The organism is Mesonia ostreae (assembly GCF_031845265.1).
In the GTDB taxonomy this organism is placed as follows: domain Bacteria; phylum Bacteroidota; class Bacteroidia; order Flavobacteriales; family Flavobacteriaceae; genus Mesonia; species Mesonia ostreae.
In genome coordinates, this window is sequence record NZ_JAVRBG010000008.1 from 145,510 (window position 1) to 162,324 (window position 16,815).

The following is a 16,815-nucleotide window of genomic DNA, read 5'->3' on the forward strand; positions in this document are numbered from 1 at the left end:
TCACCATTAAAAAAGAGAAGAAGCACACTAATCGTGTGCTTCTTTATTTTTCACAAAGCTTCATCACTCATAATCACTTCTATTTTGTTTTTTTCTTTCAAATACTTTTTGGATAGCCTCACCATATCCTCCATCTCAATCTGGTCGATGAATTTTTCATAATTTTTCAAGGACACCCAAGCTTCTTCATAACGTAGATGTTGAAAAAGCAATTCGTGAAACTGACGATGTTGTTTTAGCACAGGAACCTTAAACCTGCCTTTTATGCTTTGCTTGGCTTGTTTCAAGTATTCCTTGGGGATTTCTCCCGCTCTTAACTCTTTTACTATGAATTGGATTTCCTTTTGGATAGGGTATAATTCTTTTGGCTGACAAGCGACTTGAAAATAAAGCCGATAACGTTTTTCATCTGGATTATATATTCCATATCCCCCAAAATTGTAAACGGAAAAGCCTTTCTCATACCGTAAACGGTTTAATTTTCGTTGCATGACTTGCCCCAGCACCCTTAATTCCAAAATCTCTTTCCAAGGACTTTTTCCCCTTTGCTCTTGGTAGTAACTTGCGTCATACATCCCGTTTTCCATGGGGGTATTCGACAGGATTTCTTTTTTAACGGGCCCTGATGCTTTAAAGGTCTTTTGACGAGTTGGGGTACACCTTAATTTTTGTACGGTTGGTTTAATATTCCCCAAGTATCGTTGTAAAAGTGGGATGACGTCTTCTATTTTAAAATTTCCCGTTATCAAAAATGTCCACTGTTCTGGTGCTCCAAATACGTGTTGGTAGATCTCCAAACTACGTTTTTCTTCGGTTTTACCTATACTCAAAATAGCCTCCTCCCCTTTAAGGTAGCGAAAATTAAAACTAGGGGGGATAGCACTATCTTGTACGACTTTTCGAATAGCATTTCTAAAATCTTCATGTATGTTTTTCTGAGATTTTCGAGTTTCTAAGGCTTCTTTTTGCCAAGCGTCAAAATCAATATCTTGAGGATTCACAGGTTGAAAATAAAGACTCAGCAGCTGTAATATTTCTTCGGTATGCTTTAAATTACCTTCCGCTTGTAGGCTAGACTCCTTATAATCAATATAGGAGCGACAACTCATAATTTCCGCATAATCCATCAAGCTCTTGATCTCTTTTGAAGATACACCCCCTACTCCATGGTGGGTAATTACACTGGGGGCATTGAGTGCCGAATAATAATCGGTTTTCGAAAAGCACGTCGCTCCATGGGCTGTATACCCTGAAATTTTAATGGAATGCTCCCTTAATCCGGGAGTCGGCTTATAAGACTTTAGTACCACCCGTACCCCATTGCTCAAAACGATTTCATGGGTTTCTGGAATAGCTGGTGCCTTAGTGGTATAAGCTCCTAAGGCAAGTTCTTCTTTTTGAACTTCATTATATAAACTCTTTACCACTTTTGGAGGTTGGTAGATGGGTACAGGCCTAAGATATGCCTCTTCCACCCAAGCTCGAATCTCTTCTTCTGTAAAATTTAATGCCTTATTGCCTTGAGGAGCAATGATGCCTATATCTTTTGGTGGAGAAGATAAAAACTGAAGAATATAAGCATTCATATTTTCGGTGGAGAGCTCTTGCACCCATTGGTGAAAAATTTCATTTTTTTTGGAAAAAAGAACTTCATTTTTTAACCAATAGTCTCGTAACTCTTCATTCCAATAGGATACCTCCGATTGCAAACTTTCTTTAAGATAATCTTCTTTTATCCTTTTCCATTCCTCCGCCATCACTCCCTGTTCCTTCAGCTGCAAAAGGGGGATCACCACCTGCTGAAAAGCTTCCTTGCTCTTACTAGGAAAAGTGGTAAAATAAAGGGCCAAAGAAAAAGGGTTCCCCCCATAGGTATAGGTATCTTTATTTTTAGCAGAACCAATAAGGGCTGGGGAATTCGCTTCTTCCAACCGTTGGTGTAACACACGAGACAGCAACTGAAAGGCAATATACCGCTGATAGCCTTCTCGTGTGTGCAAGCTATTGACCAATTCAGGTTGGCGAATATACCAATGGTATTCCACCTCTTCTTTTTTTGAGGGGTCAAAGCCCTTCTCCCAAACCTGCACTTTAAATTGTGCGGGGCTTTTCTGATGTGCGGTATGGATGTCGATATGAGGATAGGGTTCTTGATGTTCGGGAATATCTGTAAAGGTCTCTTGAATGTGTTTCTCTGTTTCTTGAATGTCTTTAAGATTCCCTACTACGACGATCGCCATCAAATCAGGTCGGTACCAGTCTTTGTAGAAACGTCTTAAATCCTTGTGGGAAAAGTTTTGGATGTGGTGGGATAACCGGTCATACGATTTACGAAAAGGAAACAGTTGTGCTTCCAAATTGCGTTCCGCCTTAAAGTAATCCTCGTGATCCTGACTCCCAGAGATAAGTTCTTGCCATACAGAACCTTTCTCTTGATTGATATGCTCGCTGGTAAGCGGTAACTGCATCGCAATATCTTTAAACCAGGCCAATCCTGTCTGAAATGCTTTGGGATGATTTTGTGGGGCATCAAATAAATAACGGGTATGAAGGTTGGAGGTGGTTCCCCCTATATCCCGAATGTTCATTCCCAATCGGTCTAAAAAAGCTTCATCTTTGATACTCGTGGGAGTATGCACGGTGGGCTTAAAGGCCAAGTGTTCTATCAAATGTGCCATTTGCTGTTGCAAGGAGTCCTCGTGATCAAAACCAGCCTTTATATAGAGACGCATGGTAGTTTTAGCCACCGGTTCCTCCACATCTTTTATAAAATATTGAAAGCCGTTGGGCAGGGTGCCAGAACGAAGGGCCTCGATCTCTTCTATTTCTTCTTGAGCTTGAATGAAGGAACTGATAAAAAGGATGACCCAGATCAAACCGGGTAGTCTTTTCTTTAATTGTATCATCTTATCTGTTTTTCTATATATTTCTTAATACCCAGGATTCTGGTAAAGATTTGGATTACTTAAAAGTTCTTCTGCAGGGATGGGATATTTTTCATCGGTCGCTTCCCAGTTTGGACTCATGGGTGCTAATACCCCTTGTGCCCTATCCGTTCTTTTTAGATCTAGCCAACGGTGCCCCCATTCAGTAAAGAGTTCTTTTCGGCGTTCGATAAAAAGCTCTTCCAGCAAAGCTTCTTGGCTAATTCCCGGGTTGGATACCGATAGCAATGGGAGTCCTGCCCTAGCTTTGATGTGATCAAGGTCAGCAATTCCGCCCGTCAGGTTATTTTGCCGTGTTCTAGCCTCCGCGCGAATGAGGTATTGTTCTGCCAAGCGCAAGACCATGGAATATTCTGCAGCTTCCCCTGTTGCGTTTTGGATTTTGTATTTGTAAGCGTGATATACCCCAAGATCCTCATGATAACCTATCCAATTGGATTTTCTTAGGTCTTGGGCTTCCATACTGTTCACCAAGCCTTCCGATAGTTTTACATAAGACAAAGAAGGGAGGAAAGGGTTGATGATAAATACCGAACCTTCATTGGTATGGGTGGTCATGGTTCCCGCCCCTAGGGGAGAAAGTTGCCAAATGGCTTCTTGGCTATTGGCTAGGAACACCTCGTTAAGATCGGTGGACAGGCTGTAGGTTCCGCTTGCGGCGATAACTTCTGCACTGTACTGTTCGGCTAATTCCCAATTTTCTAAATAGAGGTGCACCCGTGCCAATAAAGCCTTAGCCGTATAGGCATTGATTTGTGTTCGTTCTCCCGTAAGATAAATATCCCCCAACTGGCTGGTTGCCACCGCTAGATCTGCCAAGATCTGTTCTTCGATCGCTGTGATTGAACTGACTTCGATTGTTGCGTTAAACTCATAATCGGTAGTCAGTACCAAAGGCACCTCCCCATACAAATTCCGTAAATAGAAATAAGTAAAGGCGCGAACAAACTTAGCTTCCCCTTCCAAACGTTGAGCTGTTTCTACCGATATCTTAGTGGATTTTTGCAGTCCACCCAGTAGAGAGTTGACCATATAAATCATATTATAAGCACTCCCCCAAAGGGTTTCGTTATAGGGGTTATCGGGTTGTAAATTGTGCTGCTGAAATTGCAACAAATCCAAGGTATTGGTATTAATAAGTTCTAAATTATCTGCCGACAATCCCGCCAGGACGGTGGTGCTTCCCAACCAGCCTGCACTAAAGCTGGCTTGGTAGAGTTGGTTGTAAATTCCCTGCATTGCAGCTTTTGCGGTTTCTTCCGTGTCAAACACTTCGCTGCTGACCAATTTATGATCGGGTTCTTCAATTTCCAGCCATTCTTGGCAAGAAGTAAGTAGCAATAACACCAATATGATGCCCAGTCCTTGTATATATTTCTTGTTTTTCATCTGTTTTTTTTTTAAAAATTAACTTGTAGTCCTGAGGTAAAAGTGCGCAAACCTGAAAAGGCAAGCCCGCCTATGGGCGTGTCGGGATCCATTCCCCGATAATCGGTGAGCGTCCAAAGGTTTTGTCCCGTCATAAAAAACTTTACCTGACTGATACCCAACGGCGTTATCCAATCTGCGGGAAGGCTGTAACTTAAGTTAAGCGTTTTCAATCGGATAAAAGAGGCGTCTTCGATCACCAGATCTGATTCCACCACTCTCGAATAGGCTAAAGAGGCTTCTGGGGTCTGGGATATTTGATGATGGGTAGCAGAAGTACTGCTAAATTCTTGTAGTTGATTTTCAGGAAAACCTGAATTGAACAAAGAGGTGAAACTCCCTTCCTGTTTAACAAATTGAACTAAAAACTGCAGGGAAATTCCTTTATAGCTAAGGCTATTGTTGATGCCTCCAAAATACTCCCGGGTACGGTCTTGAATAATGACTTGGTCTTCTGGGTTAAACACCCCGTCTTCATTTTGATCTTTCACCGTATAATAGCCTGTCTCGGGGTCTATTCCCGTATATTCGTATAAGAGGGCAATATTTAAAGGATGTCCCTCTCGGTAGGTATTGGCATAAGGAGATTGTTCTAGCCCGGGATAACTAATAAGTTTATTTTTTGGAAAACTAATGTTAAAGGAAGTCTGCCAGCGAAAGTTTCCCTTTCGGATGTTTTCACTAGAAAATTCCACTTCCCATCCCTTATTTTCTACGGTAGCGGGTAAATTGGCCTGTACGCTATTAAAGCCTGTAGTCGCTGGCAAAGGATAGCCCACTAATTGGTTAGAAGAACGGTTGCGGTAGGCGCTTACCCCCAAGCTGATTCTGTCTTTTAAAAATCCTAATTGAATCGCCACCTCTGCTTTTTTATTCACCTCCCACGAATATTGTGGATTGGCTAAAGCTGTGGGATAAAGACCACCCGGGCCTGGTGTGGCTTCATAGGCATCTAGATATCCGTAATCTGGAATCTGATCACTCCCCGTAGTTCCGTAACTTCCACGAAATTTCCCAAAAGATAACCACGCCACCTGTTCTTTAAAAAAAGCTTCTTGGGTAAAGATCCATGCTGCACCTATAGCTCCAAAATTGGCAAAGCGATTCCCTTGGGCAAAACGAGAGGAACCATCCCTTCTCCCCGTCAGGTTCAAATAATATTTTTGATCCCAGTTCAGTCCCAACCTGGCAAATACCGCTTGGTAGCGGTATTGGGTGTTTCTCGCTTGCGCATTGATCAGGCTTTCTGCCGCACCAAGGTTCCCAATCAAAGACTCAGCCACATAATTTTCTCCCTGTACGCTAAAGGTATCGTATTGATTTTCTTGCAGCGTACTTCCTACTAAAGCATGGAGGTTTAATTTTCCCCATTGATGCTGGTAATTTAACTGAGGTTCTATAATCCACGACTGGCGTCGACTTTGGGTGTTCAATGATCTATGCAGAGGCATCCCTGCAGGATTATACGAGCGCTGAGGCATTTTTACGACTTCATCGCTATTGAAATCGGTGAACCCGAAGTTGGTTTTGAGTTCCAGTCCCTTGGCGATCTCATAAGAAAGGTTGAGGCTCGTAATTAAATTGTGGGCTCGGGTGGTACTGCTATTAAAAATCCCTTCTAGGGGATTATTAAGTCCGGCCTCTCCCCACTCCTCCCAATTGAGGCTGCCGTCTTCCAAGTAAAGTGCTGGGGCATTGGGAGGAAGTCTAAAGGCGTTGGTATTAAAATCAACACTGTTGCCCAAGAGCTCGTTCTGGTCTACGCCATAATTGATCGCAAGACCCAGTTGAAATCTCTCATCTTTAGAAGAATGATCCAAATGGGCACCTCCCGTAAATTTTTGATACTGTAGATCTGCCGGATAAATGGTTCCCTGTTGGTGAAAAGCCCCGTTTAACCGAAAGTGCGTTCGGTCACTTCCGCCTTGAGCGGAAACATTTACATCGGTAATGTGTGCCGTACCGCCCAAAAACTCCTCCTGCCAATCGGTTTCTCGGGTTTGATCCCATAACAACAAATCATAGGCATTAAATTCATCGGGTTCTACCCCATCATTGGTAAATGCTTGTCTTCGTACCTTGAGGTACTGCTGGGTACTCAATAGGTCTAGTTTATTGGGAACGGTGGAGACTCCACTATAGATCCGTGCTTGGACTCCTTTTTGTCCTTTCCCCTTTTTAGTGGTGATCAAAATGACTCCATTAGCACCTCGGGAACCGTAAATCGCCGTGGCATCGGCATCTTTAAGCACTTCGATGCTTTCAATATTACTGAGGTTCATCGTACTTAAGGGATCAATCCCTGCAAAACCGAGACTACTGTTACTTTCCACGGGAGTCGAATTGATAGGCACGCCATCAATAATGTACAGCGGGTAATTCCCTTCGCGGCGTAAACTGTTTTGACCGCGAATGCGAATCGTTGGCGCTGCGCCCGGGGTATCACTTCCTGTACTAATCTCTACCCCTGCCATGCGTCCTTGCAGAGCTTGTAACGGACTCACCAAAGGTTGCAGTTCAATTTCCTTAGCGGTGATTTTTGCGATGTTTCCTGTGCGCTCCTTGTCTTTTACCTTATAATACCCAGCATTGATCACCAGATCGCCCAAAGAGTTTTCGTTTTCTTGAAGCTGTATGTTAATTAGGGTCTGCTCACCTACTGCTACTTTTTGCGAGACATAGCCCATATAGGTATACACCAAGGTGTCTTGTGGTCTTGCCACCATTTGGTATTCCCCATCAAAATTAGAAGTGGTTCCTCGATTGGTTCCCTGTATTTGGATGTTCACCCCGGGGATGGGGAGCTCTTGGGGGTCGCTGACCTGCCCCTGGATAATTTGTTGGCAGAACCCCTGCAAGGGAAGTACTCCTATCAGTAAAAGAGTTACCCTTAGCAGGTGCTGCCTGTAAGAAAATTTCATAGATTTGTAATGTTATTAGTTAATTTGATTTAGTTAATACACGCCTTCTCCTCTACCGTCCAAAGTTGGGAGGGGGCTTTTTTATTTCTCCCCTAGCCTCTCCAAAGGAGGGAAACAAAAGGAGTATTGTAATTATAGTTTTATTTCATAGGCATTAGTTTTAAAGTTTAGTTTCCGTTACGACCCGGACGTGGTTTTAGTCTTTCCTGAGCCCTTCGACCCTATACAACATCTATTTTATAGAGTCTAGTATTCATTTATAGGCAGAGCTCTTCATTTCAAAAATAACGCTGTAAGAACTTTTATTACACTAGATACTTTTAATGAACTATCTAGGGCTTATCTATAGAATATCTATGGAGCATCTCCAAAGTAACTTTAACAAAAAACAACGCTAAAGGCTCCTATTTTTATTTGCTTCATAGTCTTTGTTTTTAACGCTAAGCGCCAGTTAATCGAAATTCTTGGATAGCCAATGAAAGAAGAAAAAGCTTTGAATGTTAAAAAAAAGAAGAGTGGTACACCTAATACAAAAAGGCGTGGAAACTCAACTTATCGCATCAGAGGTACTGGTATACCTGCAAACGAATAAGAGAGCCCACGCCCGGGTCGTGAGCAAACTTACTTATCCTCTCGTTTGCTTAAAAATTACCAGTTTTTGATGCGAGATTCAAAGCAATTGCTTCTAATTTTTTTCTATATGAAGAATTGCTAAATTACATCTAATGATGTATTTATATAACAAATATATGAATATATTTTTTAATTGGGTTATATCCCAATTAAATTTTATATGAAATCTAAGAAATTGCTGATAAACTCAGTAACTATGGATAATAAAAATGATTTTCTAAAAGGAATAGGCTATAAAATTATAGAGTACAGAGAAAAAAATGGACAAAAACAAAGTGATATAAGTTTTTACACGGGAATTGAAACTTCCGAAATTAGCAGATACGAACAAGGAAAAATAAATCTTACATTTAAAACATTTTTAAAGTTTGCACAGGTATTAGATGTACATCCTAAAGAATTATTGGATTTTGAATTTGACATAAAGAATTTTAAAATCGAGATGTAAGTCAAGTTTATCTCCTTAATTTTTAATATAACTCATCTTTTCCGTTTTTTTATGGAAAATTGATTTCATTTTTTTTTAATCTAGTCGCACAAAAAAACTCTAATATATTTTAATAAAAACATAAGTTATTGTTTACTTTTTTCTTTCAATTTGACTTATGCATGAATCGTTAGAAGAAATAGAAAAATTTATTATTTCGAGAGTTCGAGAAATTAGAGAAAGTAAGGGTATTAGACAAGAAGCTCTTTCATTATCTATTGGAAAAAATATAAGCTTTATATCTCAAATTGAAGCTCCCTCCAAAAAGTCCAAGTATAATATTATTCATTTAAATCTTATTGCAAAAGCTTTAGAATGTTCTCCAAAAGATTTTTGGCCCGAAAAGGCTTTGTAAAGAATTTATTTGCTGAGCTTGAAAGGCTCTATGAAAAAATTTCTGGTTTAGAATTTAAATTTATTTATCGCATATAGAACTAAACGTCTATTTGTTTCCAAATGAGAATCTATATAAGTGCCCTGTTTAAAAGTAACACTATGTTCTTCTTCTTAGCTAAAAGTTTAAACTCGTATAAAGTAATATGGCTTTTTATAAAAAAGTCCTTTAGATTGGACTTTATCTGATTCTATATTTTATAAAATGCCTAGCTTTGTGAAACTTGAATTTAGCAAATATTAAATTTGTATTTTACGAAAAACCATAAAGACCATAAAAAACAATAATGAACGGACAAAAAACAATAGATTTAATTGGTTTAAACAAAGCCATTTATACTACTTCGAAAGACAAGAAGCTGTCCGAAAGTAAATCTATTGTCTTGAACCAAGCAAAAGAGTTTGGCATAGATGCAGTTTATTTTAATACCGATGAAAACGAAAATAGCTTTCCTGCTATATTTTTAAAAAAAATAAACTCATTTGATATAGATTCATTAAAAGAAATTGCAAGCACTCACAAAAAAGCTTGGAACTTCAAAAAAGTACTTTTTCTGTATGTTTACTCTGAAACAGAAATTCGTATTTATAACTGTTCTGAAAAACCTATAATCATCACTAAAGATAATTTTGATTATGATAAAAAACTACAGAACATTGAAATAAAGTCTTATAAATTTTCTGACAAAGAACAAATTCAGGAGCTTAATCGACTTTTTTCAACTATTGCAATTGACACAGGAATTATCTGGACTTTAGAAGAAGCTCAATTTGTTAGAAATAAAATAAACTTACAACGTAGAGTAGATAAGTATTTAGTAGATAGTTTAGTTAACACAGCTAAACAACTGGAACAACAAGGACTTGAAATTAATTTTATTCATAAAATCATTCTTCGTTCTTTGTTTCTGTTATACTTAGAAGATAGAGAAGCTACAGACGAGAAATTTTATTCCAAAATTAGAAAGGGAGCAAAATCCTATTTTGACATTCTGAATGATGTAAACTCTACTTATGATTTATTCGATAAATTAGAAGAACATTTCAATGGTAACGTTTTTACTTTAGAAGATGGGGAAAACATATCTACCAATCAACTTCAATTAATTAAAAAATGTTTTATTAGTGGTAATGATAACACACCGCAAATAAATCTATTTGAGGATTGGAGACTGTTTGATTTTAGTATTATACAAATAGAATTGCTAAGTGAAATCTATGAAAACTTTTTATTTAAAACTCACCCTGAATTAAAGAAAAAAACGGGAACATATTACACACCACCTTCTTTGGTTGAATTTATTTTAAATGAGAAACTTCCTATTAATAAGGGAGAAACAAATTATGATATAAAGATTTTAGACCCTTCCTGTGGTTCTGGAATTTTTTTAGTAGAAAGCTTTAAACGATTAGTAAAGCGTTATGAAAATTCTCATAATGAAAAACTAACTGACTTTAATAAATTAAAAAAACTACTTACTGATAATATTTTTGGTATTGAATTACATCCACAAGCGATAAAAGTTACTGCTTTTAGTTTATACTTAGCTTTGGTTGATAATCTGAACCCTAAAAATATTTGGCAAAATAAAAATCATAGCTTACCAAATCTTATTAATAACCCAGAAGATAAATCATTAAAAGAACAAGGGACAAATTTATTCTGTAGAGATACTATTTCGGAAAATAAAGAAATAGAAAATATAGAATTTAATCTGGTAGTCGGAAATCCACCGTTTGGAACTACGGGTTTGCTTGAATCTGTAAAAAGCTATTGTAAACAAGAAGGTTTTGCTCAAGAAATGGTTTTACCATTTTTACACAAATCCACAAAGTTTGCGCCAAAAGGAGAAGTAGCATTAATATTTAACACCAAAGTTTTAACTAATACAGGAGGAACTTATCAAAACTTCAGGAAATGGTTATTTAATGATTGCTATGTAGAAAAAGTATATAATTTTTCTATACTTCGTAATGCAAAGAAAAATTTCGGAGGTCAATTATTTGGAGACGCGACTGGACCTATAAGCATAGTATATTATCAAAAAGAGCAACCTATAAATCCTTCCGATAAAATCGCTTATTATGCACCTAAAACTTACATAAAATCAAATATAATTGAAGGTTTAAATATCGATTTTACGGATTTAAAACACCTTCCAAGAGAAGAATGTCAAAAACCTGACACTAAAATTTGGAAGGTTGCAATGTGGGGAGGAATGAATGATTGGAACCTAATTAAACAATTGAGTAATTCTAAATTTGAAAATATTAACGACTTTAACAAAAGTCATAATATTAAATCTGGAGTAGGATTTCAATTATTAACTCAGAAAAAAGATAAGCCAAAATATTCTGACATATTAACTAAATTACCTTATTTAGATTCCAAAGACATAAAAAGATATAATACATCGGATAATGTACTAAAGAATATTAAAAAGTCAATAAAAACACCAAGAGCGACTAACTTTTATAAGAATTTTTATAATTTAACAAATCTTGATGATTTAGAAAGCCTTACTGCTTTTAGACGATTAGGAGATATAGAAGCTTTTACTAACCCTCACATTATAATTAAAAAAGGCCTTGAAAAAAACGCAGTTTGTGCATCTTTTATAGATATACCTTGTTCTTTTAGAGATGGGGTTTATGGATTTTATTCAGACACCAAAAACATTAGCAAATTACATTTACTAATGTCTTATTTTAACTCAAAAATAAGCTCATACTTTCTTTTTATGACAATTTCATCTTATGGAATTGAAAGAGAACAAATAATGAAAAATGAATATTTATCCATCCCAATTAACCTTAACAAAAAACAAGAAAAAGCGATTTCAAAAGCTTCAATGCATATTATTGAAAAGTTGAATTCTGAGAATTTTCTAAACGATGAAATTGAAAACAAAAAACTAGAATTTTATATTGTTGAGAATGTTGACAATATAATTTATGAAAGTTTCAATTTAACAAAGAATGATATTGCATTACTTAATGACGGTATAAACTATAGTTTGGATTTATTTCATAAACAAGAAAAATCAAAAGCATTACTTCCTGTACTTCAAGAGCAAGTAAATATATTTAGCACATTGATTTCTAATGAATTAAATAATTTTCTTGACGGGCAAGATTTATTCTCGAATGCTACAATTTATAATAATATCAATAGATTTTCTCCTTTAATGATGATTAAAATTTCTTTTGATGAAAAGAAAAGTAAAACTTTTCAATCAAATGAATTTATTGATGAGGAATTAAAAAAACTAGATAAACACTTATGGGAAGAGAAAGCAACTAACATCTATTTTAGAAAAAAACTAAACTATAAAACAGGAAACGATATATATATCATTAGACCAAATCAACGAAGATTCTGGTCGCAATCAATGGCATTAGAAGATGCTTCTGAATTAATTCTTGAAATTTTAAACGAGAATTAATTATGGCATTAAATACGATTATTCAAGAAAAATTCAGGAATGCATTTGATTTTAAATGTTTCAGTCTAATTATAGAGGCTTATCAGGTGACGATAAATGAAAAAATAATCCAATTAGATTGGAATGAAAATGATATCGCACAAGAACTCTGTGAAAAATTAGATGGCAATCCTAAAAGATTGCAATGGTTTATATCTGCAACTAGAGAATTTCACTTATCAACTACAACAAATAAAAAGAAAGGATTTGCTGATAAATTACCAAGAGTGGATTTAAGAATGTCTAGTATAATTTCCAAACTAGAGTTTAAGTATTTTTTTGAAGCTAAACGATTAAAAGAAAACGATTCCGGACTTAAAAGGAGTTATATAGATGATGGTATGGACAGGTTTACTTGCAAGAAATATCCTTCTGGCTGTATGTTAGGTTTCTTACTTCAAGGTAATGTGAACAAAACTGTAAAAGGCATTAATAAATTGCTAATTAAAGACAAAAGAAATGCCCAAACTTTGAATTCTAAAAAGAATTATTCGCATAAATATTATTTTGAATCCAAGCATATTGAAATAGGAATCTTAAAACATTTGATATTTGACTTCACCAATATGCAAAATTAAATTCATCAAATATTATCTTTAATTATATCTTCATATAGCTTTTTAATTTTCGGAGGAAATTTTCTAACAATCTCATCTTCATCTTTTTCTGAATTAATATCATCTTCAATTATAATCTTAATAATATTTGCTATTAAGTACCAAGCCTTATTTTGATTTTTGAATTCCATTACCTCTTTTCCTATAAATGGTAAAGCAGTAAATTTATCTAAAGGCCAAGCAAGCTCTTCACCGGATTCAGATTTAAAATTATATTTACGACTCCAATCAATATAATCTAAAATTATAGGAATTATTTTTACTTTTCCATCTCTCTCATAGCGTTTAAAAGTATGCTTCACTTCATATTTGTGTATATATGGAGTAGACATAAATTTTGGGCTAATCATAAAACACACTATGTCTGCTTCATCCAACTTTTCCTTAATAGTTAAATCCCAGTCATCTCCTCCCTTTAATTCTGTACAATACCAAGACTCGATAATGCCAGAGCTTTGTAGGGTTGAAAGATGTTCGATAAAATTATTGACTAATTCCTCATCCTGTTTGGAGTAAGAAATAAATAGTTTTTTGGTCGGTTTTTTCATACTATCTTCTAACAAATTATTAAAGTTATATACACTAATCTGAACACTTTCTTCGTTCAAAAAATCTTTGGCTGTAATATAATTAATTTTATTTTCATAGTTGAATTTCAAATTTTTCAACTCAATAAAATAAATACCATCTAATGTTAACAGCTCATTTATTTGTACTCCTTCTATTTCAATAACTGCTTTTATAATTATAATAAATGTTTTTATAAAATCATCTCCAACGTTACTTTTAAAATTAAAAACATCGATGTAAGCGCATTTATATTTGTAATCTATGTTGAATTTTATAAAAACCTTTTGTTTAGTCTTTTTATCCTTAAATATTAATCCATTTTTCCAATAGTAGAAACCTTCATTAGACACATTTTGCTTATTAAAAACTTCTGAAAATATTGATAAGATTATACTTTTAGGGATGAATCCATTAAATCTAAATCTTCTAAATGGTGTTTTGATGTCAGCTAATAAATCAATTAGTAAATCAGGTTTTTCTTGCAAAAATAAGGGAGCAATATAATTTGAATCTTTTAGTCCTTTAAATAAAATCTTATGATTAACCAGAGTTCTTATAACTTCGTCTTTATGATTGATTTCATTCAGTTCATTTAAATTAATTTTTCCATTATGCTTTTTTGAGATTTCGAGTATTTTATAGACTTCAGTTAAAAAATTATTTTGATTAACGATAATCGAACCCTGATAGTTCTCTTTTTGTGAATGATAGATAACTAAACCAATTTCTTTTAGAAATTTGGCAAACAACACAATCTCTTCATCCTCAAAAAGAATATTAGAAATTTCATTTTCCGATTTATTAAATTTGTTTTTAAGCCAAATAGATATGAAACTATTGATTTTTTCCCTAAAGATGCTCATGTCAATAATGAAATCATCGCTTTTAAAAATTTTATCCCAATTGTCTTTTACATAACCCCACGTTGCTAATAGAGGTCTATTGTAATTGGAATTTTTCTTAATTATATCTAGATAATTTTCCTCAAATTGCTTTTTGCCCTTACTTTCTAAAAGAGAAAGATTAGCAAAGTCATATATATTAGGGTAGTCATTGACTAATTTAAATTGATTTAAGTATCCTTGACTTATTTCTATTTTATTTTGAATAATTAATACATTCCTATTGTTCGCAATCCTACCAATTGAATCAGTAGCATCCAAAACGTCAACTGTCCAATTACCTTTTGTAGGATCTTTAATTTTAGAATTAATTTTCACATCTCTTTCATCCAATAACTGCTCCATTTGTTTTTGCGATTCTGTTAAAGATTTTTTCGCATATATTTTAATAGAATCTAACCAATATTCTAAAGGGAAGACTTGTGTTTTTATGGAAGGTTTAACTCTTTTATCTTCAATTTCTCCTAAATGATTACTATTGTTATCCCACAATAATAAATAGACGGAATCACTTGAAAAGAAAATCTTATGAGTATCGTGGTAATAATCTTGTCCACCAAAATCAAAAAATCTTAATTTTAAAGTTTCATTATTTATTTTGACATTTAGTAATTCCTCTGTAACAAGCCAATGAGTTATTGGAATATTTTTTTTGAACCTCTTCGTTTTTAGATAATTTAATAAAGTTGATTTTCCAGAATTAGAATTTCCAATTAAAATAATTTTAATCTCTTTGTTATAATAAGATTCTAATTCTAGCATTCCTTCATACTTAAGCTGTCTTAAATAAAGAAAAAAACCTTCATTAGACTGTTCCAGTATTTCATATGGAGGGACTATATTGGGAGAGTTTTTACTTATTGATATTACTTTTTTTTCCCAACTTGAATTTCTAATTTTAATACCGGTAGTTGAATTAAGTAATAAATTTTCTAAGGGAATCAAATTACTAATTCTGTTAGAATGCAAATCGACAGTTACTAATTGTAAGCAATCTTTCAAAAAATCAATACTTTCTATTAAATTATTACTTAAATAAATTTCCTTTAAATTTTTCAACTCAACTAATGGAGGAGCTTTATCAATCTTATTGTTATTAATATGCGCAATTTCTAAATGTTGCAAATTAGTAACCTCAGAGATATCTTGAATTTCATTATTACTAATATTTAGAAATTGTAACTTCTTCAATTTGAATAAAGATGAAACATCAATAATCCTCCAATTATTACTTTTGCTGCTATGTTTACTTTTCCAATCACCACTTACAACCAATTTTTCTAAATTTTGAAGTTTAGCAATATCAGATGGTATATTAAAAATATTATTTTTCAAACCTTTATTTTGCGATTCCCGCCGTATCCATCTTTTTTCGACCTCATTGTATTCAGCCCATTCATTACTGATAATTAATTCTTTTAAATCGTGCATTTGGAACAATTCTGGAATCAAGCTCAAGTCAGTTAATCCCATTCGTCCAATATCTAAAATCCTAGAATTAGATTGCTTATTTTCAATTATTTTCTCTTTAGTTGTATTTATTATATTATCAAACCATTCAGTAATTGAAATTTCACCCTTCATTACAATCGCTAAAGGAGGATAAATCAATGGGTTTTCAAATGCATTAATAAAGTTGATTTTTTTTCTTTTTAAGGCTTGATAAAGAGGTGTCAAATCGATAATTTGATTTTGACCAATCATCAAGTCAGTATTAACTGAAATATTTTTCAGGGCTGTTATATCTGTTATCTGATTATGTGATAAATCAAGTGATTCAAAACTTTTTAAATTTTTTAATGTTGATATGTCGTGTATCTTATTTTTATTAACATTAAAATTCTCTAATTTTGTAAGCTTTGATAAATATGAAATGTTCGATATTTGATTATCAGATATATTTAATGATTTTATTGAGGTTAAATATTTTATGTTAGATATATCCTTTATTCTATTAGAATAAGCCCAAAATTCTATTAAGTTGAATAAGTCCAAGTTGGGAATTATAGTAATTTGATTATTATCCAAGTATAGATATTCAAGATTTCCTAGGTTTTTCAAACCAGTTATATCTTTTATTTCATTGGAACCTAAATCAAGATGTTTTAACTTTTTAAAGTTATTTATTAGATTAATTTTATTTAATTTATTTCCAGAAAGATTTAGATGTGTTAATGTATTAGAAGCTTCTAGCAAACCTTCTAAATCACTTATGGCATTATCCTTAAGGTTCATTTTTATAATATTTCCATTTGAATCTAAAGAATATTTATTTTCATTTTTATAAAATTCAACTTTAGATATTTCTCTATCATCTTCAATTAATCGAGATAATTCTATATTATAATAATCTTTAATATTATCAATTATTTGACTTGTATATTTCATTTAAGTTGTTGAGTTCACTAATTTTTCTTAAGAGTTAGTTAAGATG

8 protein-coding genes are annotated in these 16,815 nt (G+C 34.0%); 4 read left to right on the top strand and 4 right to left on the bottom strand.

The genetic code is table 11. The features are described 5' to 3' along the window. Window positions 1–50: 50 nt before the first annotated feature. From RLT85_RS09645 to RLT85_RS09655, 3 genes are read right to left on the bottom strand one after another with little or no spacing between them, the layout of a single operon-like run. Window positions 51–2,906 carry a M16 family metallopeptidase gene (locus RLT85_RS09645; protein ID WP_311401826.1) on the bottom strand — a complete coding sequence of 952 codons (2,856 nt, stop codon included), beginning with the start codon at window positions 2,904–2,906 and terminating at the stop codon, window positions 51–53. A 24-nt stretch (window positions 2,907–2,930) separates the two neighbouring features. Then, window positions 2,931–4,334: a RagB/SusD family nutrient uptake outer membrane protein gene (locus RLT85_RS09650; protein WP_311401827.1), complete on the bottom strand. Its 1,404-nt coding sequence runs from the start codon at window positions 4,332–4,334 to the stop codon at window positions 2,931–2,933. Window positions 4,335–4,345: 11 nt separating this feature from the next. Further along, window positions 4,346–7,294, bottom strand: a complete 2,949-nt coding sequence (locus RLT85_RS09655) for a SusC/RagA family TonB-linked outer membrane protein (protein ID WP_311401828.1) — start codon at window positions 7,292–7,294, stop codon at window positions 4,346–4,348. Between the two features lie 829 nt (window positions 7,295–8,123). Between RLT85_RS09655 and RLT85_RS09660 the strand changes: the two genes are divergently transcribed. The 4 genes from RLT85_RS09660 (at window position 8,124) to RLT85_RS09675 (ending at window position 12,870) form a co-directional block, all read left to right on the top strand. Continuing rightward, window positions 8,124–8,375: a helix-turn-helix domain-containing protein gene (locus tag RLT85_RS09660; protein ID WP_311401829.1), complete on the top strand. Its 252-nt coding sequence runs from the start codon at window positions 8,124–8,126 to the stop codon at window positions 8,373–8,375. Between the two features lie 157 nt (window positions 8,376–8,532). Further along, the gene (locus RLT85_RS09665; protein ID WP_311401830.1) at window positions 8,533–8,769 is read left to right on the top strand and encodes a helix-turn-helix domain-containing protein; all 237 of its coding nucleotides are present in this window, start codon (window positions 8,533–8,535) and stop codon (window positions 8,767–8,769) included. Between the two features lie 325 nt (window positions 8,770–9,094). Next, complete coding sequence (locus RLT85_RS09670) at window positions 9,095–12,253, top strand: HsdM family class I SAM-dependent methyltransferase (RefSeq protein WP_311401831.1); 3,159 nt, start codon at window positions 9,095–9,097, stop codon at window positions 12,251–12,253. Window positions 12,254–12,255: 2 nt separating this feature from the next. Continuing rightward, window positions 12,256–12,870, top strand: coding sequence for a hypothetical protein (locus RLT85_RS09675; protein ID WP_311401832.1), 615 nt, complete (start codon window positions 12,256–12,258; stop codon window positions 12,868–12,870). Between the two features lie 5 nt (window positions 12,871–12,875). Here RLT85_RS09675 and RLT85_RS09680 read toward each other — a convergent pair whose 3' ends face one another. After that, window positions 12,876–16,769 (bottom strand): leucine-rich repeat domain-containing protein, encoded by a 3,894-nt coding sequence (locus tag RLT85_RS09680; RefSeq protein WP_311401833.1) that lies wholly within the window; start codon window positions 16,767–16,769, stop codon window positions 12,876–12,878. Window positions 16,770–16,815: the final 46 nt, after the last annotated feature.

Coding starts and splice junctions, on each gene's coding strand:
- RLT85_RS09645 (WP_311401826.1), bottom strand. CDS start 2,906: ATGATACAATTAAAGAAAAGACTACCCGGTTTGATCTGGGTCATCCTT.
- RLT85_RS09650 (WP_311401827.1), bottom strand. CDS start 4,334: ATGAAAAACAAGAAATATATACAAGGACTGGGCATCATATTGGTGTTA.
- RLT85_RS09655 (WP_311401828.1), bottom strand. CDS start 7,294: ATGAAATTTTCTTACAGGCAGCACCTGCTAAGGGTAACTCTTTTACTG.
- RLT85_RS09660 (WP_311401829.1), top strand. CDS start 8,124: ATGGATAATAAAAATGATTTTCTAAAAGGAATAGGCTATAAAATTATA.
- RLT85_RS09665 (WP_311401830.1), top strand. CDS start 8,533: ATGCATGAATCGTTAGAAGAAATAGAAAAATTTATTATTTCGAGAGTT.
- RLT85_RS09670 (WP_311401831.1), top strand. CDS start 9,095: ATGAACGGACAAAAAACAATAGATTTAATTGGTTTAAACAAAGCCATT.
- RLT85_RS09675 (WP_311401832.1), top strand. CDS start 12,256: ATGGCATTAAATACGATTATTCAAGAAAAATTCAGGAATGCATTTGAT.
- RLT85_RS09680 (WP_311401833.1), bottom strand. CDS start 16,769: ATGAAATATACAAGTCAAATAATTGATAATATTAAAGATTATTATAAT.